The sequence below is a fragment of the Bradyrhizobium sp. JYMT SZCCT0180 genome (assembly GCF_018130165.1).
Lineage (GTDB): Bacteria > Pseudomonadota > Alphaproteobacteria > Rhizobiales > Xanthobacteraceae > Bradyrhizobium.
Genome location: NZ_JAFCLZ010000001.1, coordinates 350,001 through 369,673, shown reverse-complemented (window position 1 = coordinate 369,673; position 19,673 = coordinate 350,001). Strand labels below are relative to the sequence as shown.

Below are 19,673 nucleotides of genomic sequence, written 5' to 3'. Positions count from 1 at the left end.
TTTTGGCCTGACATGCCCACATTTGCGTCAAGCCTGAAATGACGGCGACGACCGCCGGCTGGTTGAGGAATGTCAACGCGGCCGTGCGGAAACCCAATGAAGATGCCGCGTCCATGCCTTCGGGGTGGGGGTGGCAGGCCGAGGGAAGTGAAGAATGAATATTGAGAAATACACCGAGCGTGCGCGCGGTTTCATCCAGTCTGCGCAGTCGCTGGCCGTGCGCGACGGCCACCAGCAATTCTCCCCGCTGCACATACTCAAAGTGCTGCTGGACGACAGCGAAGGCCTCGCCGGGGGTCTGATCGACCGCGCCGGCGGCAATTCCCGCGCCATCCTCAAGGCCACCGAGGACGCGCTGGGCAAACTCCCGAAAGTATCCGGCAGTGGCGCGGGGCAGGTCTATCTCGCCCCCGAACTGGCGCGCGCCTTCGACGCGTCGGAAAAGGCGGCCGAAAAAGCCGGCGACAGCTTTGTTACCGTGGAGCGGCTGCTGCTGGGCCTGACCCTCGAGAAGGGCAGCGAGGCCGCGACCATCCTGAGCAAGGGCGGCGTCACCCCGCAGAACCTCAATGCTGCGATCGAAAGCCTGCGCAAGGGCCGCACCGCTGACTCGGCGACCGCCGAGAACGCCTATGACGCATTGAAAAAGTATGCCCGCGACCTCACCCAGGCCGCGCGCGACGGCAAGCTCGATCCGGTGATCGGCCGCGACGAGGAAATCCGCCGCACCATTCAGGTGCTCTCCCGCCGCACCAAGAACAATCCCGTGCTGATCGGCGAACCCGGCGTCGGCAAGACCGCGATCGTCGAGGGTCTGGCGCTGCGGATTCTCAACGGCGACGTTCCGGAGAGCCTGAAAGACAAGAAGCTGCTGGTGCTTGACCTCGGCTCGCTGATTGCGGGCGCCAAATACCGCGGCGAGTTCGAGGAGCGGCTGAAGGCCGTGCTGGCCGAAGTCACTTCGGCCGAAGGCAGCATCATCCTGTTCATCGACGAGATGCACACGCTGATCGGCGCCGGCAAGGCTGATGGCGCGATGGACGCGTCCAACCTGTTGAAGCCGGCGCTGGCGCGCGGCGAACTGCATTGCATCGGCGCCACCACGCTCGACGAATACCGCAAGCATGTCGAAAAGGATGCGGCGCTGGCGCGCCGGTTCCAGCCGATCTTCGTTTCCGAGCCGACGGTCGAGGACACGATCTCGATTCTGCGCGGCCTGAAGGACAAATACGAACAGCACCACGGCGTGCGCATCACGGATTCGGCGCTGGTGGCCGCCACCACGCTGTCGAACCGCTACATCACCGACCGCTTCCTGCCCGACAAGGCCATCGACCTGATGGACGAGGCCTCGGCGCGGCTCAAGATGCAGGTCGATTCCAAGCCGGAAGAGCTCGATACGATGGATCGGGAGATCATCCGCCTGAAGATCGAGCAGGAGGCGCTCCGGAAGGAAAGCGATGCCGGCTCCAAGAGCCGCCTGCAGACGCTGGAAAAGGAACTCGCCGAGCTCGAGGAGAAGTCGGCGGCGCTGACGGCGCGCTGGAGCGCGGAGAAGAACAAGCTCTCCGATGCCCAGAAGCTGAAGAGCGACCTCGATGCCTTGCGCATCGAGCTTGCCAACGCCCAGCGCCGCGGCGAATTCCAGCGCGCGGGGGAACTGGCCTATGGCCGGATTCCCGAACTGGAGAAGAAGCTTGCCGACATCGAAGCCAAGGAGAACCCCGGCGAGATGATGGAGGAGGCGGTTACCGCCGACCACATCGCGCAGGTGGTGTCGCGCTGGACCGGTGTGCCCGTCGACAAGATGCTGGAGGGCGAAAAGGACAAGCTGCTGAAGATGGAAGGCAGTCTCGGCCAGCGGGTGGTCGGCCAGGCTGAAGCCGTGCGTGCGGTGGCGACCGCCGTCCGCCGTTCGCGCGCGGGCTTGCAGGACCCCAACCGCCCAATGGGGTCGTTCATGTTCCTGGGGCCGACCGGCGTCGGCAAGACCGAACTGACCAAGGCGCTGGCGGAGTATCTGTTCAACGACGAGACCGCGATGGTCCGCCTCGATATGTCCGAGTACATGGAAAAACACTCGGTCTCGCGGCTGATCGGCGCGCCTCCGGGCTATGTCGGCTATGACGAGGGCGGCGCGCTCACCGAAGCGGTGCGGCGGCGGCCCTATCAGGTGGTGCTGTTCGACGAGATCGAAAAGGCGCATCCCGACGTCTTCAACGTGCTGCTGCAGGTGCTCGACGACGGCCGGCTGACCGACGGCCAGGGCCGCACCGTCGACTTCCGCAACACGCTGATCATCATGACCTCGAACCTCGGTTCGGAATTCCTGGTGAACCAGCCGGAAGGCGAGGACACCTCTGAAGTGCGCGATCAGGTGATGGGGATGGTGCGGGCGCATTTCCGCCCCGAATTCCTCAACCGGGTCGATGAGATCATCCTGTTCCACCGCTTGCAGAAGAGCGAGATGGGCCGGATCGTCGAGATCCAGTTCGCGCGGCTGCAGAAGCTGTTGGAGGAGCGCAAGATCACGCTCACGCTGGATGCCGCGGCGCGCGACTGGCTCGCCGCCAAGGGCTGGGATCCCGCCTATGGCGCCCGTCCCCTGAAGCGGGTGATCCAGCGCAATTTGCAGGATCCGCTGGCCGAGATGATCCTCGAAGGCTCGGTCGCCGACGGCGACCGCGTGGTGATCTCTAGCGAAGGCAACGTATTGACCTTCAACGGCAAGGCACCGCAGACCGCCGAGATCGCGACGTTCGAGGCGCCGATCCCGAAGCGCAAGCTGAACTGACCGATCAGGCGGCGCAGCGACGCATCCTGCAATGCACGCAAAGCGACATAGACAACAAAACGGCCTGCCTCGCGCAGGCTGTTTTTTTAGGTGATTGCAGCAGCGGTAAAATCACTCGAACCGCTTGATTCCACTATGCAACTTGGACGTGAGGCGAGTCGTCACACCCAAAAGGTGTGTGGTGTAAAAGCGACACGCATGCCGATTTAGCGCTCTAGGCGTAGAATCTCCTTGTGCAACCTCCGGACTCGTCTCCACAATCCCAACCGTAGGGTGTGGGGGCGTGCGATGCGTGCGGGTATCGTTGCTTGGTGTATGGGTTTGGCGCTGCTGCTGGGCGGGTGCGATCCGAACGACCGGGCTTATGTTCGTGATGGAGTTGGCACTCAGCTCTATACAGCGGCAACGGCCTCATCCATCGAGCTCCAGAATGTTTATCTGGAATACTTGTGCCGTAGCGCCAGCAATGATGTCGGCGCTGACGTGCCAGGTTGCTCGTAGGTTTCAGCCAATTACTGGCCGATCGTCGTTCAAGCCGGTTTGAATGATATCGATGCCCGCTGCGATTCATATCTGGCGTGGCTTGACCTGAAAAGGCGCGAGAAGGCGGCCGTTCTTGCGGAGATCGGCGCGATCCGGTTCGCAGTGGATGCACTCACCAATCCAAACATAACGGGTGTCAGCGGAGTTGGGTTGGCTGCGATATCGGCGGCTTTCGGACTGGCCAATGACTCGGTAAAAAATTTCCATTCTTTGCTGCTGCAGGTCGACCAGACGACAGTCCAGAGTGTCGTGATCCCAAATCGTGACCTTTTTCGCAGGGATCTGGTCAAGTTCTCCTCATCGATCGATAACAAGCCCGCGGCAGTCCACACGCTGCGAACGTACCTTTCGATCTGCATGCCGATGACGATTTCGGCGAACATCAATTCGACGGTGACTGTATTCAAGCAAACCGGGATGGCCCCCGGATCCGGTCCCGCGCTTCCGACGCTTGGGGTGCCGCTTCAGCCTAAACAGACTCTCGTGAACCCCGGTCGGCCCCGATATACGGAGCATCCGGAATTCAAAGCGATACTCGATACATATGACCCACAAGCTCAGGGTCCTGAGTACGTCAAAGGGATTCAAAAAGCGCTTTGCGTGCCAAAGAGCGAGATCGGCACGATGCAATTCCCCAGCACGGTAGCGCTTATCAGGGTCTATGAAGCTACGATGGACAATCCGGTGGGGGTCCGTCCGAAGGCAAAGAACAACGGCAAGTTGGACTCTCAGGAAATTGGCGAGATCCTTGCGTCGCGGCAGTGTTCTCAGGACGGTAAGGGTCCGAGAAATTTCTTCGAACTCCGAACCTTCCGAAACAATCCCACAGGCAAAACGGCGTTGGCGGATTTGATTGCCTCTTTGAATAAGGTGCAAGGAGGTACGCTGAAAGTCACAGGCGATACGTTGGACAGCGCGAGAGCCAGGATTAGAGAGGTTCGCGGACTACCTTCGATAAGCAAAGATTTGACATTGGATATGCCCGACGACCTTGCAGATCAAGTAACGCCAGACCTCTACAACGCTCTGCCAAACTGAGGTTCTTCGGAACGGGGGCCAACATGAAGCTGCAAGCAAAGAAGCGCACTGACTTTCTGCAAACGCCGACAGGACCGAAGCTCGGCATTCTGTTTCCGAACCAGCCGGTCGAATCCACCGGAAAAACTCAGGACCTGTTCAGCGAGATCGATCCGGGTGGACTGGTCGGTTGGGCTCTCACGGCTGACCTGGAAGCCTCGGACGAGGAGCGTGTACCGCTCGTCCCGGAAATATTCGTACAGCAATCTATCGTCGTCGAACGGTCATTCAATAATCTTCCAGCTACGGTGCCTTGGTTCATCGCTGCGGACTTTCTTATCGCTCGTGCGATCATCGAGACCGGGCTGATTAACAGTGGTCCGAAAAGCACGACCTCGGATGCAGTCGGTCCGCTCCAGGTATCCTCCGGAGAATGGAAATCGTTTTTAAAGGATGGCGGCGACCTGGCCAAGCCATTCAAGCCGTTCAACCCGAGTGATTTCGACAATTACGTCAGCCAAATCTGGGCCGCAGGCCATAGCATGCTCGCCGACGCCAAGGAGATCAGCAGGCTCAAGTCGGTTCCACCGGTTGCCAGTGAAAGTGACCCATTCCTTCCCAGCTATCTAAGTGTCTTCCATGCCTATCTGCTTGGTCCCGCACCAGCGGTCAAGATCCTGGATGAAAACGAAACGGCTGCGGGTCGCGACAGGCCGCTCGACACGGTGCTCGTACCGCCCTTGTTGAAGGCCGTGCAGCTTAAGACGCTTTTCAGCACGCGTTCTGACTTGGTCGGTACCGAAGCGGCTCCGAAAACTGTCGCCGAGTTTGTCGCAGCGACTGACGGAGCGCTTGGTTCGGCGCTGGCGAAAGCGTTCGAATTAATCAGGCAGTTCGCTCCAGGAGAGTTGCCGCAGGGTGGCGGGGCGCCCGGAAGCGCTCCCTGGTTGGCTATTGCAAAGGCAATCAAATCTCGCAACGTTGCAGAACCGGGAGATAATCCGGAGATCAAGAAATACTTTCTTTCCACAGATCACGGCGCCGTGGGAGGTGGTGGGGTTCCGGCATGGTGCGGTGCCTTTGTGGCGCATTGCCTCGCAAAAAGCGAAAATGCGACAGCGGCAGCCAGCATACCCAAGGTATCCGCTCGCGCGGTTAGTTGGCGGAAGTGGGGCAAAGCGATCGCGGTCGGGCTGAAGGATATTCCGGAGGGAGCGGTCGTGGTGCTCTCTCCTCAGCCGGGCACCACAGGCTCGTCGGGTCACGTTGGCTTCCATTCAAAATTTATTGATGCAAACACAATCGAGTTGCTGGGCGGCAACCAGCATCGCGGCGTAAACCTCTCGCCTTTCAAGGTTTCAACCATCGTCGACATCCGTTGGCTAAATGTGGCGCCGACGCCGTCAGGGGGAGGCTCGTCGGTTCTGGACCAGATCGCTGACCCCGACGATCACTTGGCTTTGGCTCGCACGATTTTTGGCGAGGCCAGGGGCGAATCCAACGCAGGCCGTGAAGCCGTCGCTCACGTGGTTATCAATCGAGTGAATTCACACAAATTCCGGGACACCATCGAAGGGGTTTGTCTGCAGCCTAGCCAATTCTCTTGCTTTAACGTGGGTGATCCAAACCGGCCAAAGATCCTGGCGCTGGATCAAGATAGCGAAAACCCAACCTTCAAAGACTGCCTCGCAGTAGCTCGCCGCGTGATTGATGGGGCGGTCGCGGACAATACAGGTGGCGCTACGCACTATTACGCGAGAACGATTGCCGCCCCTTCCTGGACGATTGGTGCAACTCTCACTGCGGAGATCGGCGTCCACAGGTTCTTCAAGAACGTACGTTGAGGGGGTCTTGGTGACCGTCATGATGCGGAAGGTAGGGCATCATCGGGGTGGCCAATGGCGCTGCTTCGTGGATCGTCTTGCCGATGCGGGCGATTTCTCCGCGCGCGGGCAACGGGTGTGGAAGCTGCATCCGGGCAGTGGCCGCGGCGCGCCCGACATCTCACCGACATGACGGCGTGCGGCCTGCGTGCTTTGGGATTGGCGACCGGGACCGCGACCGTCAGGGCTTCGATGCCCTGCGCTACTTCCTCACCACCTTGTAAATCGCGTTCTCCAGATCCGACGAGAAGTAAATCGTCCCGGATGCGCCGACGCCGACGCCGGTCGGGATGTTGGACGGCAATCCGCCGGGGGCAGGGGCGAGGCCGATCGGCAGGTTGGCGGCGATCTCGGTGACGGTCCCGTCTTTCGGATTGATCCCGACAATGCGCCTGGCGCCGACTTCGGCGACGACCAGCATGCCGTCGGGCCCGAGCGCGATGCCTTCGGGCATTTTCAGGTCCTTGGCGACGATTGTCTTCTCGCCGTTGGTGCCGATCTTCGAGACGCGGCCGGCGAAGGCTTCCGTGACATAGACCGCATCGCCCGATGCGGTGGCGGCCATGCCGACCGGTCCTTCGAGGTCCCCGATCAGAACCTTACGGTCCTTGCCGTGCTCGCCACTGGCGCGGACCAGCGATTTGCTGCCGAGTTCGTTGACGAGAATGGAGCCGTCACCGAGCTTGACGGCGTCGTGCGGCGCCTTGAAGTCGTGAAGCATGTCCCTGGTCTTACCGGTCTTGCGGTCGATCAACTGCACCGTGCCGGTGAACCAGCTCGACAGGATCACGTCGTCGCCCCGCGCGGTGGCGCTCATCGGATACTCCAGCGTCACGCCGTCGGCATGCATGCGGGCAGGCTCGGAGACCTCGCCGGTGGCGCCGTCGACGGTGCGGTAGGCGAACACGTCGGCGACGTAGAGGGTGTCTTTGCCGCCGTCCGAGACGACGCCGATGCCGCCGGGCAGCGCCAGTTTGCCGATGATCACTTGCTTGGCAGCGCCGGTTTCCGGATCGACCTCCTGAATGCCGTTATCGGCCATGTTGGAAACGAAGATCCGGTCCTTGTCGTCGATCGCGAGGTTGTCGAGCGAAGGCTTGAGCTGCGCCACCATCTTCTTGGCGCCGGACTTCGGATCGACCCGCACCAATTGGCCGAGCGCGGTGTCCACGACCCAAAGATTGCCCTTGGAATCGAAATTGACCGCCGCCGGAATCTTGAAACCGTCGGCGACCACAGTCAGCTCGGCCTTGTCGACGTCGACCCTGGCGACTTGGCCCTTGAACCAGAGCGGGCCGTAAAGCTTGTCGTCCGGCCCAAACTCGAAGCCGTTGAGGCCGCCCATCTTCTCCATGATCTTGCGCGGCGGCTTGGCGCCCTCGACATCGATCTCATAGAGCGCGTCGCCGAGGAACACCTGCGTCGCGTACAGCCGTCCGTCCTTGCGAAACGCGAGCGAGTTGATGCCGGGCAGGCCGGAGGCCAGCTTCTTGACCGGGCCGTCGCCCTTTCGCGAGTAGAGGTCGCCGGTCAGGAATGCGGTCCACGCCATGGTGCCGTCGGGGGCAAAGGCGATGTCGTCGGCCATGCCTTCCGGCGAGGCAACCGCGATCTTGGCCGTGCCGCTCGCGCGATCGACTTCGTAGAGCGCCGCACCCGCGACGCTGCCGGCGAACAGCCGCCCGGCCTTGTCGATGCCGAGCCCATGGACGCCGTGAAATGCCGAGCCTGGTACGAGTTTGGTAACTTCATAGGTCTGCGCCGAGGCGCCGGTGGCAAGAAACACTGCCGCAGCCACAGTCGCACCGAATGCAAGCCTGCTCGTCATGACGCTACCTCCCGTTTTTTATTATGGGGGTGAGTATTCGTTCGCTTGCGCAGTTTGGCAAACAAAACTTGTCGTTGCGGCGCGGCCTCGTCGCCACAAAAATGACAATGCGCTGCGAACTGGACTCTTAAGAATCTTGCGAGAGCTCATCCTGCGTGCAGATGACACGCCACCGCGCGTCCCGGACCGAGCTCGCGGAGCGGCGGCTGATCGGTCTTGCACACCGCCATGGCACGGGGGCAACGGGTGTGGAAGCTGCATCCGGGCGGCGGCCGCAGCGCGCTCGGCACTTCGCCTGAAATCACCGCACGCGGCCGGCGCGCTTCCACCTCGGGATCGGCGACCGGCACCGCCGCCATCAGGGCTTCGGTGTAGGGATGCAGCGGGTTGCGATAGAGGTCGTCGCGGTCGGCGATTTCGACGAGGCGGCCGAGATACATCACCGCGATGCGCGTCGAGATGTGGCGGACCACAGCCAGATCATGCGCGATGAACAGATAGGTCAGCCCCAGCCGCTCCTGTAGGTCCATGAACAAATTGATGACCTGCGCCTGGATCGAGACGTCGAGCGCAGACACCGGCTCGTCGGCGATCAAGAGGCTCGGCTCCAGCGCCAGCGCGCGGGCGATGCCGATGCGCTGGCGCTGGCCGCCGGAGAATTCATGCGGATAGCGATCGGCCATGTCCGGCAACAGGCCGACGGAAGCGATCAGGGAAGCGATCTTGTCGCGGGTCGCCGCCTTGTCGCCATCGAGGCCATGAACGGCCAGCGGCTCGCCGACGATGTTGCGGATCGTCATGCGCGGATTGAGCGAGCCATAAGGGTCCTGATAGACCATCTGCATCCGGCGCCGCACACCCAGCAATTCGGCGCCGCGGTGCGGGGCGATGTCCTGTCCCTCGAACACGATCCGCCCGGCGGTCGGCGTCAGCATCCGCAGTACCGCTAGTCCCGTGGTCGATTTGCCGGAGCCGCTTTCGCCGACGAGGCCCAGCGTCTCGCCGCGCCGGATCGTGAACGAAACGCCGTCGACCGCTTTGACGGTCGCGACCTGGCGCTGCAGGATGATGCCCTTGGTGACCGGGAAATGAACCTTCAGATCCTCGACCCGAAGGATGGTATCGACGGATGGCTCGGGCAGCGCGTCAGACATGGGCGAAACACGCTTTGGCGTGACGGTCGGCGACCTGAAGCAGTTCAGGCTTCGCGGTTCGGCATTGATCCAGGACCGCGCGGCAGCGCGGCGCGAAGGAACAGCCGGGCGGCAGGCTGGCGAGATCAGGCGGCTGGCCCTCGATCGGCATCAGGCGCCTGCCGCCGCCGCCGTCGAGGCGGGGAACGGAAGCCATCAGGCCTGACGTATAGGGATGCTGTGGCCGGGCGTAGAGCTCGCGCGCCGGCGCGACTTCGACGATGCGGCCGCCATACATGACCGCGACGCGGTCGGCATAGCGGGCGACGACGCCGAGATCATGGGTGATCAGGATCAGCGAGGAGCCGGTCTCACGCGTGACTTCCTTCAGGAGGTCCAGGATCTGCGCCTGAACCGTGACGTCGAGCGCGGTGGTCGGCTCATCGGCGATGATCAGGCGTGGCGCGCAAGCCAGCGCCATCGCGATCATCACGCGCTGGCGCATGCCGCCGGAATATTGGTGCGGATAGGAGCCGAGCCGGCTCGCGGCATCGCCGATGCGGACGCGGCCGATCAGTTCGGTCGCAGCCTCATAGGCTTTTTCCCACGGCGTGCCCCGATGCACATTGATCGGCTCGGCGACCTGGAGGCCGACGGTCAGCGCCGGATTGAGCGAGGACATCGGCTCCTGGAAGATCATCGCGATCTTGTTGCCGCGGACCGCGCGGATGCCGGGATCGTCGAGCTTCAACAGATCCGTGCCGTCGAACAGGATTTCCCCGCTCTCGATCCGCCCCGGTGGATTCGGAATCAGGCGCAGCACGGAGAGCGCGGTCACGCTCTTGCCGGACCCGGACTCGCCGACGATCGCGAGTGTCTCACCGGGATCGACATGAAACGAGACGCCATCGACCGCGGTCACGGTTCCGCGCTCGGTGCGGAACCGCGTCGTCAGGTTTTTGACTTCCAGCAGTGGGCGCGTCATCGCCGCGGTCCCGCTCAATGGCCCATCTTCTTCTTGAGGTCCTGATCGACCCAGATCCGGGCATAGATCGGCCCCGGACGAACGGCGCCGGCGCGGAGTTCGCCGGCGTAGTTCTTCACCCAGGGCCACCAGGCCGTGAAGATGTACGGGGTGGGAAGCCAGATGTATGGCGCCTTGTCGACGATCTCGCGGGTGATATCGCGGATTATCTCGACGCGTTTTTCCTCGTCCGACGTGCGGTACATTTCATCGAGCTTGGCGTCCAGCTTCGGATCGGACCATTGCGACGGGTTCCAGACCTCCTTGGTGAAGAAGCTCTTGTGCAGCGAGCGCGTCGGGTTGGTGTGGCCGTTGTTCATTAAGTAACCGGCCGCGTTGGTCTTGGTGGTCATGGCGGAAAGAAACGCGCCATATTCCATGGTCTGGATTTCGATCTTGACGCCGACCTGCTCGAGATAGGCCGCCAGCAGCGGAATCAGGTCGATATGATCGGGCGAACATGAGCAAACCTGCACCTTGAAGGTAAACCCCTTCGGCACGCCGGCTTCGGCCAGCAGCTTCTTCGCCTTCTCGGGATTGTAAGTGAACAGTTCTTTGACCGAGTCAGGCATGGCCGACAGTGGTTCGAAATATCCGCCGTAATCGGGATGCTGCGGATAGGCGAACAGCTCGGCGTTGCCACCGTAAAATTCCTTGACGATTTCCTGCTTGTTGACAGCGAGATTGAGCGCGCGGCGGACTCTGATGTCGTCGAACGGTTTGGTGTCGACGCGCATCGCAAGGAACGTGCCGCTCATGTTGAGCCATTTCGACCACTGCAATTGCGGCGCGCTCTTCTTCAGTTCATCGACCGCCGACCACCTGATCGTCTCGAGGATGTCAAGCTTGCCGGTCCGCAGCGCGGTGAGGAACGTCGCCTCGTCCTTGATGGTGCGATAGACCACCTTGTCGACAAAGGGCAGCTTGTATTCGGCGCCGCCGATCTTCTCCTTGTCCCAGTAGATCGGGTTCTTGGAGTAGGTGTTGGAATTGCCCTGCACGAAGTCGGTCAGCATGAACGGGCCCGTGCCGTTGCCGTTCTTCCAGTTGGTCGCGCCGGCGTCGGCCATTTCCTTGGGGTAGATCGGGGAGTAGTAGCCCCAGCCGAAGCGGTAGTCCCATTCGGCGTGGAAAGAGTTGAAGGTGAACACCACCGTGTGGCGGTCGGTGGCTTCCACCTTGTCGACATAGGAGAAGTACCCGGCCTGCGCTTTCGGGCTCTTGGCTAGGCGATTATAGCTGAACACGACGTCTTCGGCGTTCAACTCGCGCGATTGCATCACACCCGGCTTGTCCGGAAACATGATGCCCTTGCGCAGGCGGATCTCGACGCGCAACGGATCCTTTTTCCACTCCCAGCTTTCCGCCAGTTCGCCACGGATGGCGTCGGAAGGCAGGTAGGCGTCGGCGTAGAATGGATGCTTGCCGCCGTTTTTCTTCGACTTCGAGAGGTCGGCGGCGAACAGTTGCTCGAGATAGTTGCCGGTGTCGTGGTTGAGCTTCCAGTTCCAGTCGGCCGGGTCGAACGACAAGGCCGACAGCGTCACATAGACGGTGCCGATCTCGAGCGTGCCGCCATATTGCGGTTTTGCTTCGGTTTGCGCCGATGCCGGCATGGCCAGCGCGAACAGGATCGCGGCCGACCCGGCGGCCAGGCGCCAGGCGTTGCGAATAACACTCATGGTTTCCTCCTTTATTCTTAATTCAGCGATTTATCTTGATCCGCGCATGCGTGGGTCGAGCAAGTCCCGCAAGGCATCTCCGAACACGTTGGTGGCGTAAACGACGATCGTCAGACAGAGGCCCGGCGCCAGCGCCAGCCAGGGTCCCTGGAACATGAAGGTGCGTCCCGAGCCCGACAGCATGCCGCCCCAGGTCGGCGTCGGCGGCGGCACGCCAAGGCCGAGAAACGACAGGCCCGACTCGGCGAGGATCACGGTGCCGACACGCGTCGTGAACAGCACGATGATCGGTGGCATGATGTTGGGCAGGATATGCCGCCACAGGATGCGGCCGGTCGAGGCGCCGATCGATTGAGCGGCGTGCACATACATGTTCTCGCGCACCGACACCACGGCGGAGCGGATGATGCGCGAGCCGGCGATGCCGAGCAGCAGGCCGAGCGTACCGATGATCTGCGGCAGGCCGGGGCCGAGAACCGAAACCACGACCAGGAGGATGATGAGATCGGGAAAGCTCATCCAGGCATCGACGAACCGTTGCGTCACGAGATCGATCTTGCCGCCGAGATAGCCGGTGATGATGCCGATCACGATGGAGATGACGGTGGCCAGCGACGCTGCGGCAAAGGCGATGATGACGGAAATCTGGGCGCCATAGAGACAGCGCGAGAGCATGTCGCGGCCGAGATTGTCGGTTCCGAACGGATAGGCCCATGACGGCGCCATCAGGCGGTTGCGCGGGCTGATCTGGTTCATGCCATAGGGCGCCAGAACATCGGCGAAGATCCCGCACAGCAGGAATAGGATGAAGATGACGCCGCCGGCGGCGCCGAGCGGCTTCTCGCGGAACAGTCGGATGACAAAGCGGAGGACGCCGTTGCGCTCGGTCTTGCCGCTCGTGGCCGGAATATCGATCGCCAGCGTCATCAGCGGTATCTCACCTTGGGATCGAGCAGGCCGTAACTCAGGTCGACGGCGAGATTGATCAGCATCACGCAAAGACCGATCACGAGGCTGACGCCGGTAATGATCGGGTAGTCGCGCTGGCTGATGGCGTCGAGCAGCAGCAGCCCCATGCCGGGAATGACGAAGATCTGCTCGACGATAACGGCGCCGCCGATCAGGATCGGCGCCTGCAGGCCGATCAGCGTAACCACCGGGATCAGCGCGTTGCGCAGTGCATGCCGGATGACGACCAGCCGCTCCGACAGGCCCTTGGCCCAGGCGGTGCGGATATAATCCTGGCGCAGCACCTCCAGCATCATGGTGCGGGTCAGGCGCATGGTGATGGCCGACAGCGCGGTGCCCAGAATGATCGCCGGCAGAATCATCTGCTTGAGGTTCTGCAGTGGATTGTCGGTGAACGCGACGAAGTTCACCTGCGGCGACCAGCCCCACCAGATCGACGGGAACACCATGACCATGGTGCCCATCCAGAAGCTCGGCACCGCCAGCATCAGGATCGAGAACGAACGGGTGAGATAATCGCCGGCGGTGTCCTGCCGGATCGCAGAATAGATGCCGATCGGCAGCGCGATGATCAGCGCAATGATCAGCGCCATGAAGCCGAGCTGGAACGTCACCGGCAGCCGGGCGCCGAGCAGTTCGCGCACCGGCGTATTCTGCCAGAGCGAGCGGCCGAAATCGCCGTGAAAAAGGATGCCGCCGATCCAGTGAAAATATTGCAGCCACATCGGGCGATCGAGACCGAGCGTTGCGATCAGCTGGTCACGCGAGAGCTTGTCGGCGCCGACGTCGTTCTGGGCGAGCATCATGTCGATGACGTTGCCCGGCACCAGCCGCACGATGACGAAGACAATCAGGCTGGCAAAGAACAGCGCCGGGACAAGCGCCAACAATCGCCGTGCGAGATATGCCTGCATCCTTCGCTGCCCCCCATCGTCTTCTTGCAACAAGAGTGGACCGCGTCCGAAATGCTCGCAAGCATTATCGCGACGCGCGCGATGCGATTTTGTCGCGGAGGAACTTGAGTGAAGTACGTGTGCGCGCAAAACATTCCGCGTCGCGGAACAGTAACGCGTGCAACTTCACGCTAACGAACATACGAGGTGAAAAGCCGGGAAGTTAAACGCTCAGCGGCTGACTTGCCGCACCGATGGTGCAGCGGTGCTGCCGGCGGCGTCGGAGACACGCGCGCCGCCGCGATTGTTCATCTGGGTATCGAGGCGATCGCGTTCCTTCTCGAAGCCCGCCATGACCGGGCCTTCGAGCGAGCGGCCACGCGGCAGCTTCACGCGCATCGGATCGACGAAGCGGCCGTTGACCAGGATTTCGTAGTGCACGTGGGCGCCGGTCGACATGCCCGTCGATCCGACGAAGCCGATCACCTGGCCCTGACGCACCCGCTTGCCGGGCTCCATGCCCTTGGCGAACGCCGACATGTGGCCGTAGGCGGTCTCGTAACCGTTGTTGTGCTTCAGCTTGACGTATTTGCCGTAGCCGCCTTCCCAGCCGACTTTCTCGACGACGCCGTTGCCGGAAGCGAAGATCGGCGTGCCGTAGGGCGTGGCCCAGTCGACGCCGGTGTGCATCTTGGTGTAGCCGAGGATCGGATGGCGGCGTCCGCCGAAGCCCGAGCGCATGATCGCGTTGTTGACGGGTTTGCGCACCAGGAACTTCTTCGCGCTCTTGCCGGTCTCGTCGTAGTAGTCGACGACCGCGTCGTCGGGGGTCTGGAAGCGGTAATATTTCTTGGTTTCGCCGCCGACCGTGAGCGAAGCGAACAGCACCTCGGTCTTTTCGGTGATGGTCGCGCCGTCGTCTTCGCCGGCGAAGAACACGTCGAAGGAATCGCCGGGCTGCACCTTGCGCTGGAAGTCGACGTCGTAGGAATAGATCTTGACCATGTCCTCGATGACCGTGGCCGGCACCTTGTTGCGCAACGCGGTCTCGTAAATGCTCTGGTAGAGCCGGACGCCGGTGCCGTCATCCTCATCGTCGTCGTCGTCTTTACCGGCGGCCGCCTCGGCGACCGTATTCATGCTCTGCACGTCGACGGCGACGTATTTGCCGACGTCGGACAGTGCGGCAACGGCCTCGATGGTGGTTTCGTTGGCGACGATCACCCGATAGGGCTGCAGCCGCACGCCCGGGCCGGGGGCAGCAGGGGCCATCAGGATACGGAGTTTCTGGCCTTCCTTCAGGCCGCCGTCGCGGCCGCGGGCGCCCAGCGTTGCGGCGATCGCCTTGGCCTCGTCCGGCGTTGCGCCCTGATCGCGCAGGATCGAGGTGACCGAATCACCCTTCTTCACGACGTGAATGCGCTCGTTGGAAGGGTTGCCGCCGGTGATCTGGTCTTTGGTCTTCGGCAGCAGCGTGACGTTTTCCGGCACCACGCGGGTTTCAAAGCCGGCATAAGGGTCGGAGACGGTGCCCTCGGTGGCGTAGGCCAGCTTCATGTCGGACTGGACGCCGCTGGCATCGGCGGTGGCGTTCGCCAGTGCCGTATAGCGTACGCCGCCGGTGTTGCCGCGCCAGTTGGCGGCGTCCCGCACGCGCATCAGGACTTCGTCGAGCGCGACCACGGCGGCGAGTTTCGCCTTCGGCAGCACGGAAGCGAGGTCCTTGGTGACGAAGGAGACCTCGGCATCGGGTTCGACGGCATCGGGGTTGTTCGGATCGTCAGCGGCGGCGGGAGTGGGGGCGCCGACATCGGTCAGCATGCGCTGGGCGTTGAATGGCGGGATTTTGGCGGAAAGGTCGCTCGTCGTCATCGACAAATTGCCGGAGATCCGGATGAACGGCCGAACCCGCATCACGTCGCGGTTGCCGACCCGGGTCACGGTCGAGACCCGCTGGACGTTGCGCGCGGCTGTCGATTCGCCTGGCGGCGGCAGGCGGTCGCTCTTATGCAGGCTGGCGGTACGATCGTTGGCGCCGAAAGCGCCGCGCAACGCGCCTTCGACGCGCTCCGGCACCTTGGCAAAGGTCATTTCGCCGTCGAGTGACGCAAAAACGGCGCCGCCGATGAGAGCTGCGCCGCACAGACCAGTCAGGATAGTGCCGCTAAACCATTGTACGGAGACACGGCGGCGGTCGATCACCGCGGCCTCGGTGCCATCGACGGAAAGCGGCGGCTCGTGACCGAGATCAATGATCCCGGTCTCGCGTCCATAGCCGCTTCCGCGTGACGCCTTCTGATTCAACCCTGTGTCCCCCCAAATTCCATCAACATTCGACTAGACCTTCGCTCGATCCAGATCCGGTTTTGCCCTCCTATAAGGAGGATCCCGGTGCACCGCGCGCCGCACGAATCAATATTCGGGAATCAAAGGCCAGAAGACCGGCCGGAATCTCGAACGTCAATGATGTGCAGATCTCTCGATGTTTCTCGGCCGCGTGGGGAAAGGCGACGGGTTCATTGAAATCGCCGATCCCTGGTAGATGAACACCGGCAGCCCCCACTGGCATCCGGCGGTTCAATGCATACGTTATAGTCAGAACGTCGCAGGATTGTGGCTCAAGTACGGCGTAAAGGCCCCAAATATATAGACTTCTTGGGGTCCAAAATTTCTTCCACATCGTGCGACAATTTTCTGACGAAAGCCGTTGACAGGTCCAATCGGGTGGGCCTATAACCCGACCACTGAGCGCGGCGCTGCTTTGGCCCTGAGGCCAAGGCAAGTTGTCGCGCCCGTGAAGCTCCTCATTATGATGAGTGAATCAACAGCCGATACCAATCGGTTGTTATTTGCCGTCCGGTGAAGTTGCTTCCGGAACTCCCAGTAGTGGGAAGCTCCCAATCAATGGGAGATGGGTCCTTCGGGTCCCGGGCTGTTTGACAAGTGAAGATGAAGAAAGAGAAACGTGGACGGCGGAGTCCTTGCGGGCCTCGATTACTGAAATACGCAAGTATTGAAGTGTTGGGGCCGGACGAAAGACTTCGGCGGTACACGTTTACATAGGTTACACCATCGTTGCCCACGATGTGAATCGTAGGCAGCTTGTCAGCTTCGGCTGGCAAAAAATGGTGGGACCTCGTCAAACGTTGTGATCAGCCGGTTTGAAGTTTCAAGTCCAACTTGAGAGTTTGATCCTGGCTCAGAGCGAACGCTGGCGGCAGGCTTAACACATGCAAGTCGAGCGGGCGTAGCAATACGTCAGCGGCAGACGGGTGAGTAACGCGTGGGAACATACCTTTTGGTTCGGAACAACACAGGGAAACTTGTGCTAATACCGGATAAGCCCTTACGGGGAAAGATTTATCGCCGAAAGATTGGCCCGCGTCTGATTAGCTAGTTGGTGAGGTAACGGCTCACCAAGGCGACGATCAGTAGCTGGTCTGAGAGGATGATCAGCCACATTGGGACTGAGACACGGCCCAAACTCCTACGGGAGGCAGCAGTGGGGAATATTGGACAATGGGCGCAAGCCTGATCCAGCCATGCCGCGTGAGTGATGAAGGCCCTAGGGTTGTAAAGCTCTTTTGTGCGGGAAGATAATGACGGTACCGCAAGAATAAGCCCCGGCTAACTTCGTGCCAGCAGCCGCGGTAATACGAAGGGGGCTAGCGTTGCTCGGAATCACTGGGCGTAAAGGGTGCGTAGGCGGGTCTTTAAGTCAGGGGTGAAATCCTGGAGCTCAACTCCAGAACTGCCTTTGATACTGAAGATCTTGAGTTCGGGAGAGGTGAGTGGAACTGCGAGTGTAGAGGTGAAATTCGTAGATATTCGCAAGAACACCAGTGGCGAAGGCGGCTCACTGGCCCGATACTGACGCTGAGGCACGAAAGCGTGGGGAGCAAACAGGATTAGATACCCTGGTAGTCCACGCCGTAAACGATGAATGCCAGCCGTTAGTGGGTTTACTCACTAGTGGCGCAGCTAACGCTTTAAGCATTCCGCCTGGGGAGTACGGTCGCAAGATTAAAACTCAAAGGAATTGACGGGGGCCCGCACAAGCGGTGGAGCATGTGGTTTAATTCGACGCAACGCGCAGAACCTTACCAGCCCTTGACATCCCGGTCGCGGACTCCAGAGACGGAGTTCTTCAGTTCGGCTGGACCGGAGACAGGTGCTGCATGGCTGTCGTCAGCTCGTGTCGTGAGATGTTGGGTTAAGTCCCGCAACGAGCGCAACCCCCGTCCTTAGTTGCTACCATTTAGTTGAGCACTCTAAGGAGACTGCCGGTGATAAGCCGCGAGGAAGGTGGGGATGACGTCAAGTCCTCATGGCCCTTACGGGCTGGGCTACACACGTGCTACAATGGCGGTGACAATGGGACGCTAAGGGGCAACCCTTCGCAAATCTCAAAAAGCCGTCTCAGTTCGGATTGGGCTCTGCAACTCGAGCCCATGAAGTTGGAATCGCTAGTAATCGTGGATCAGCACGCCACGGTGAATACGTTCCCGGGCCTTGTACACACCGCCCGTCACACCATGGGAGTTGGTTTTACCTGAAGACGGTGCGCTAACCCGCAAGGGAGGCAGCCGGCCACGGTAGGGTCAGCGACTGGGGTGAAGTCGTAACAAGGTAGCCGTAGGGGAACCTGCGGCTGGATCACCTCCTTTCTAAGGATGGTTCTTCAGAAGCTTGCTACTTGTAGCTTGCCGATATCGAACCGTTTTAGAAACATCAGTGGCCAACGATCGTCAGGATCGTTGAGCTGCATTGGCGGGATTTCGCCGTCTACGCTTCTCTTTCTTCGCGGACGAACACGCGCCAGGGGCTTAGCGCTTGTGCGATGCATCTGGCGTTAAGCCGATGCGCGCCACTGCGGCCTCTCGTGTTAGGGGCTTGTAGCTCAGTTGGTTAGAGCGCGCGCTTGATAAGCGTGAGGTCGGAAGTTCAAGTCTTCCCAGGCCCACCACTTTGATCGAGCGCATCACGTCTCATGACCGACGTAAGCATTCGTCTTCTGGTACGGGGCCATAGCTCAGCTGGGAGAGCGCGTGCTTTGCAAGCATGAGGTCGTCGGTTCGATCCCGTCTGGCTCCACCAGATGGAATTGAAGATCGACAAAGTGGCCTGCTAACGAAGCGCATTTCAAATCGTCCGCGAAACATCACTTCGCATGTCGTGTCCTACGGGATACGCGTGCGTGATTTCTGACATCGTAAAGAGGAGATTGATCCGAGTTTTGGGTCTGCAAAGCAATTTGCGGAGTTCAATTCATAATCTCCAGATCATTTCGGCGCTCGCGCATCGAAACCCATCGCAAGATGAGTGAGGTGAGCGAGTTGTAAATGATCTTTTTAGCGAAGCTTGACCGCCTCGCTATCGGGTTGATCTTACGAAGCAAGCTGGTCTTTCTAATCATTGTCCGGCCGTGCATAGCATTCATCGAGGGTGCGCGTTTTGGGGTTTCGACCTCAAGGCAATTGTACGGACTACATTCTGCCGAGTGTGTGGACATTGATAATGAGAGCAATCAAGTGCCTTAAGGGTGTTCGGTGGATGCCTTGGCGCTGAGAGGCGATGAAGGACGTGCTACGCTGCGATAAGCCGTGGGGAGCTGCGAAGAAGCTTTGATCCACGGATTTCCGAATGGGGAAACCCACCTTCGATAGCTGGAACTCCAAGATCTCGTATCTTGGGGTTTGAACAGCAATGTTTGAGACCAAGCCGTGAGGTTTTGGATTTCCAGTTATCAAGTGAAGGTATGAAATCTCTGAATACATAGGAGGTTTTAAGCGAACCCGGGGAACTGAAACATCTAAGTACCCGGAGGAAAGGACATCAAACGAGACTCCGTTAGTAGTGGCGAGCGAACGCGGACCAGGCCAGTGATACATCAAAGACAACCGGAAC

10 protein-coding genes, 2 tRNA genes and 2 rRNA genes (1 of these 14 only partly in view) are annotated in these 19,673 nt (G+C 60.7%); 7 read left to right on the top strand and 7 right to left on the bottom strand.

Annotation, left to right across the window (positions count from 1 at the left end; translation table 11 throughout):
- The first annotated feature begins 154 nt into the window (after positions 1-154).
- The 3 genes from clpB to JQ641_RS01690 all read left to right on the top strand — a co-directional run bounded on the left by clpB (position 155) and on the right by JQ641_RS01690 (position 6,198).
- Positions 155-2,794, top strand: a complete 2,640-nt coding sequence (gene clpB / locus JQ641_RS01700; RefSeq protein WP_211994106.1) for an ATP-dependent chaperone ClpB — start codon at positions 155-157, stop codon at positions 2,792-2,794.
- 540 nt (positions 2,795-3,334) lie between these two features.
- On the top strand, positions 3,335-4,375 hold the full coding sequence (locus tag JQ641_RS01695) for a hypothetical protein (RefSeq protein WP_211994105.1): 1,041 nt from the start codon (positions 3,335-3,337) through the stop codon (positions 4,373-4,375).
- 23 nt (positions 4,376-4,398) lie between these two features.
- Positions 4,399-6,198, top strand: a complete 1,800-nt coding sequence (locus tag JQ641_RS01690; RefSeq protein ID WP_211994104.1) for a cell wall hydrolase — start codon at positions 4,399-4,401, stop codon at positions 6,196-6,198.
- 241 nt (positions 6,199-6,439) lie between these two features.
- On the opposite strand, the gene JQ641_RS01685 is transcribed toward JQ641_RS01690, so the two are convergent.
- From JQ641_RS01685 to JQ641_RS01655, 7 genes are all read right to left on the bottom strand, one after another.
- Positions 6,440-8,065, bottom strand: coding sequence for a Vgb family protein (locus tag JQ641_RS01685; RefSeq protein WP_211994103.1), 1,626 nt, complete (start codon positions 8,063-8,065; stop codon positions 6,440-6,442).
- Positions 8,066-8,211: 146 nt separating this feature from the next.
- Positions 8,212-9,219 (bottom strand): ABC transporter ATP-binding protein, encoded by a 1,008-nt coding sequence (locus JQ641_RS01680; RefSeq protein ID WP_210337426.1) that lies wholly within the window; start codon positions 9,217-9,219, stop codon positions 8,212-8,214.
- A complete protein-coding gene (locus tag JQ641_RS01675) occupies positions 9,212-10,183 on the bottom strand; it encodes an ABC transporter ATP-binding protein (RefSeq protein WP_211994102.1) in 972 nt (323 codons plus the stop codon). Before JQ641_RS01675 ends, JQ641_RS01680 begins: the two co-directional genes overlap by 8 nt.
- A 14-nt stretch (positions 10,184-10,197) precedes the next feature.
- A complete protein-coding gene (locus JQ641_RS01670) occupies positions 10,198-11,904 on the bottom strand; it encodes an ABC transporter substrate-binding protein (protein WP_211994101.1) in 1,707 nt (568 codons plus the stop codon).
- Positions 11,905-11,934: 30 nt separating this feature from the next.
- Entirely contained in the window at positions 11,935-12,831 is an 897-nt protein-coding gene (locus tag JQ641_RS01665; protein WP_211994100.1) for an ABC transporter permease, read from the bottom strand.
- Positions 12,831-13,787, bottom strand: coding sequence for an ABC transporter permease (locus JQ641_RS01660; RefSeq protein ID WP_211994099.1), 957 nt, complete (start codon positions 13,785-13,787; stop codon positions 12,831-12,833). Before JQ641_RS01660 ends, JQ641_RS01665 begins: the two co-directional genes overlap by 1 nt.
- Before the next feature lie 210 nt (positions 13,788-13,997).
- Complete coding sequence (locus JQ641_RS01655; protein WP_211994098.1) at positions 13,998-16,070, bottom strand: M23 family metallopeptidase; 2,073 nt, start codon at positions 16,068-16,070, stop codon at positions 13,998-14,000.
- An 872-nt stretch (positions 16,071-16,942) separates the two neighbouring features.
- Here JQ641_RS01655 and JQ641_RS01650 point away from each other — a divergent pair.
- From JQ641_RS01650 to JQ641_RS01635, 4 genes are all read left to right on the top strand, one after another.
- A 16S ribosomal RNA gene (locus tag JQ641_RS01650) occupies positions 16,943-18,433 on the top strand.
- A 222-nt stretch (positions 18,434-18,655) separates the two neighbouring features.
- Positions 18,656-18,732, top strand: a tRNA-Ile gene (locus JQ641_RS01645).
- A gap of 55 nt (positions 18,733-18,787) precedes the next feature.
- Positions 18,788-18,863, top strand: a tRNA-Ala gene (locus tag JQ641_RS01640).
- 428 nt (positions 18,864-19,291) lie between these two features.
- Positions 19,292-19,673 (top strand): 23S ribosomal RNA (locus tag JQ641_RS01635) (it continues 2,463 nt past the right edge of the window).
- Together the 16S and 23S rRNA genes with 2 tRNA genes alongside form the textbook arrangement of a ribosomal RNA operon.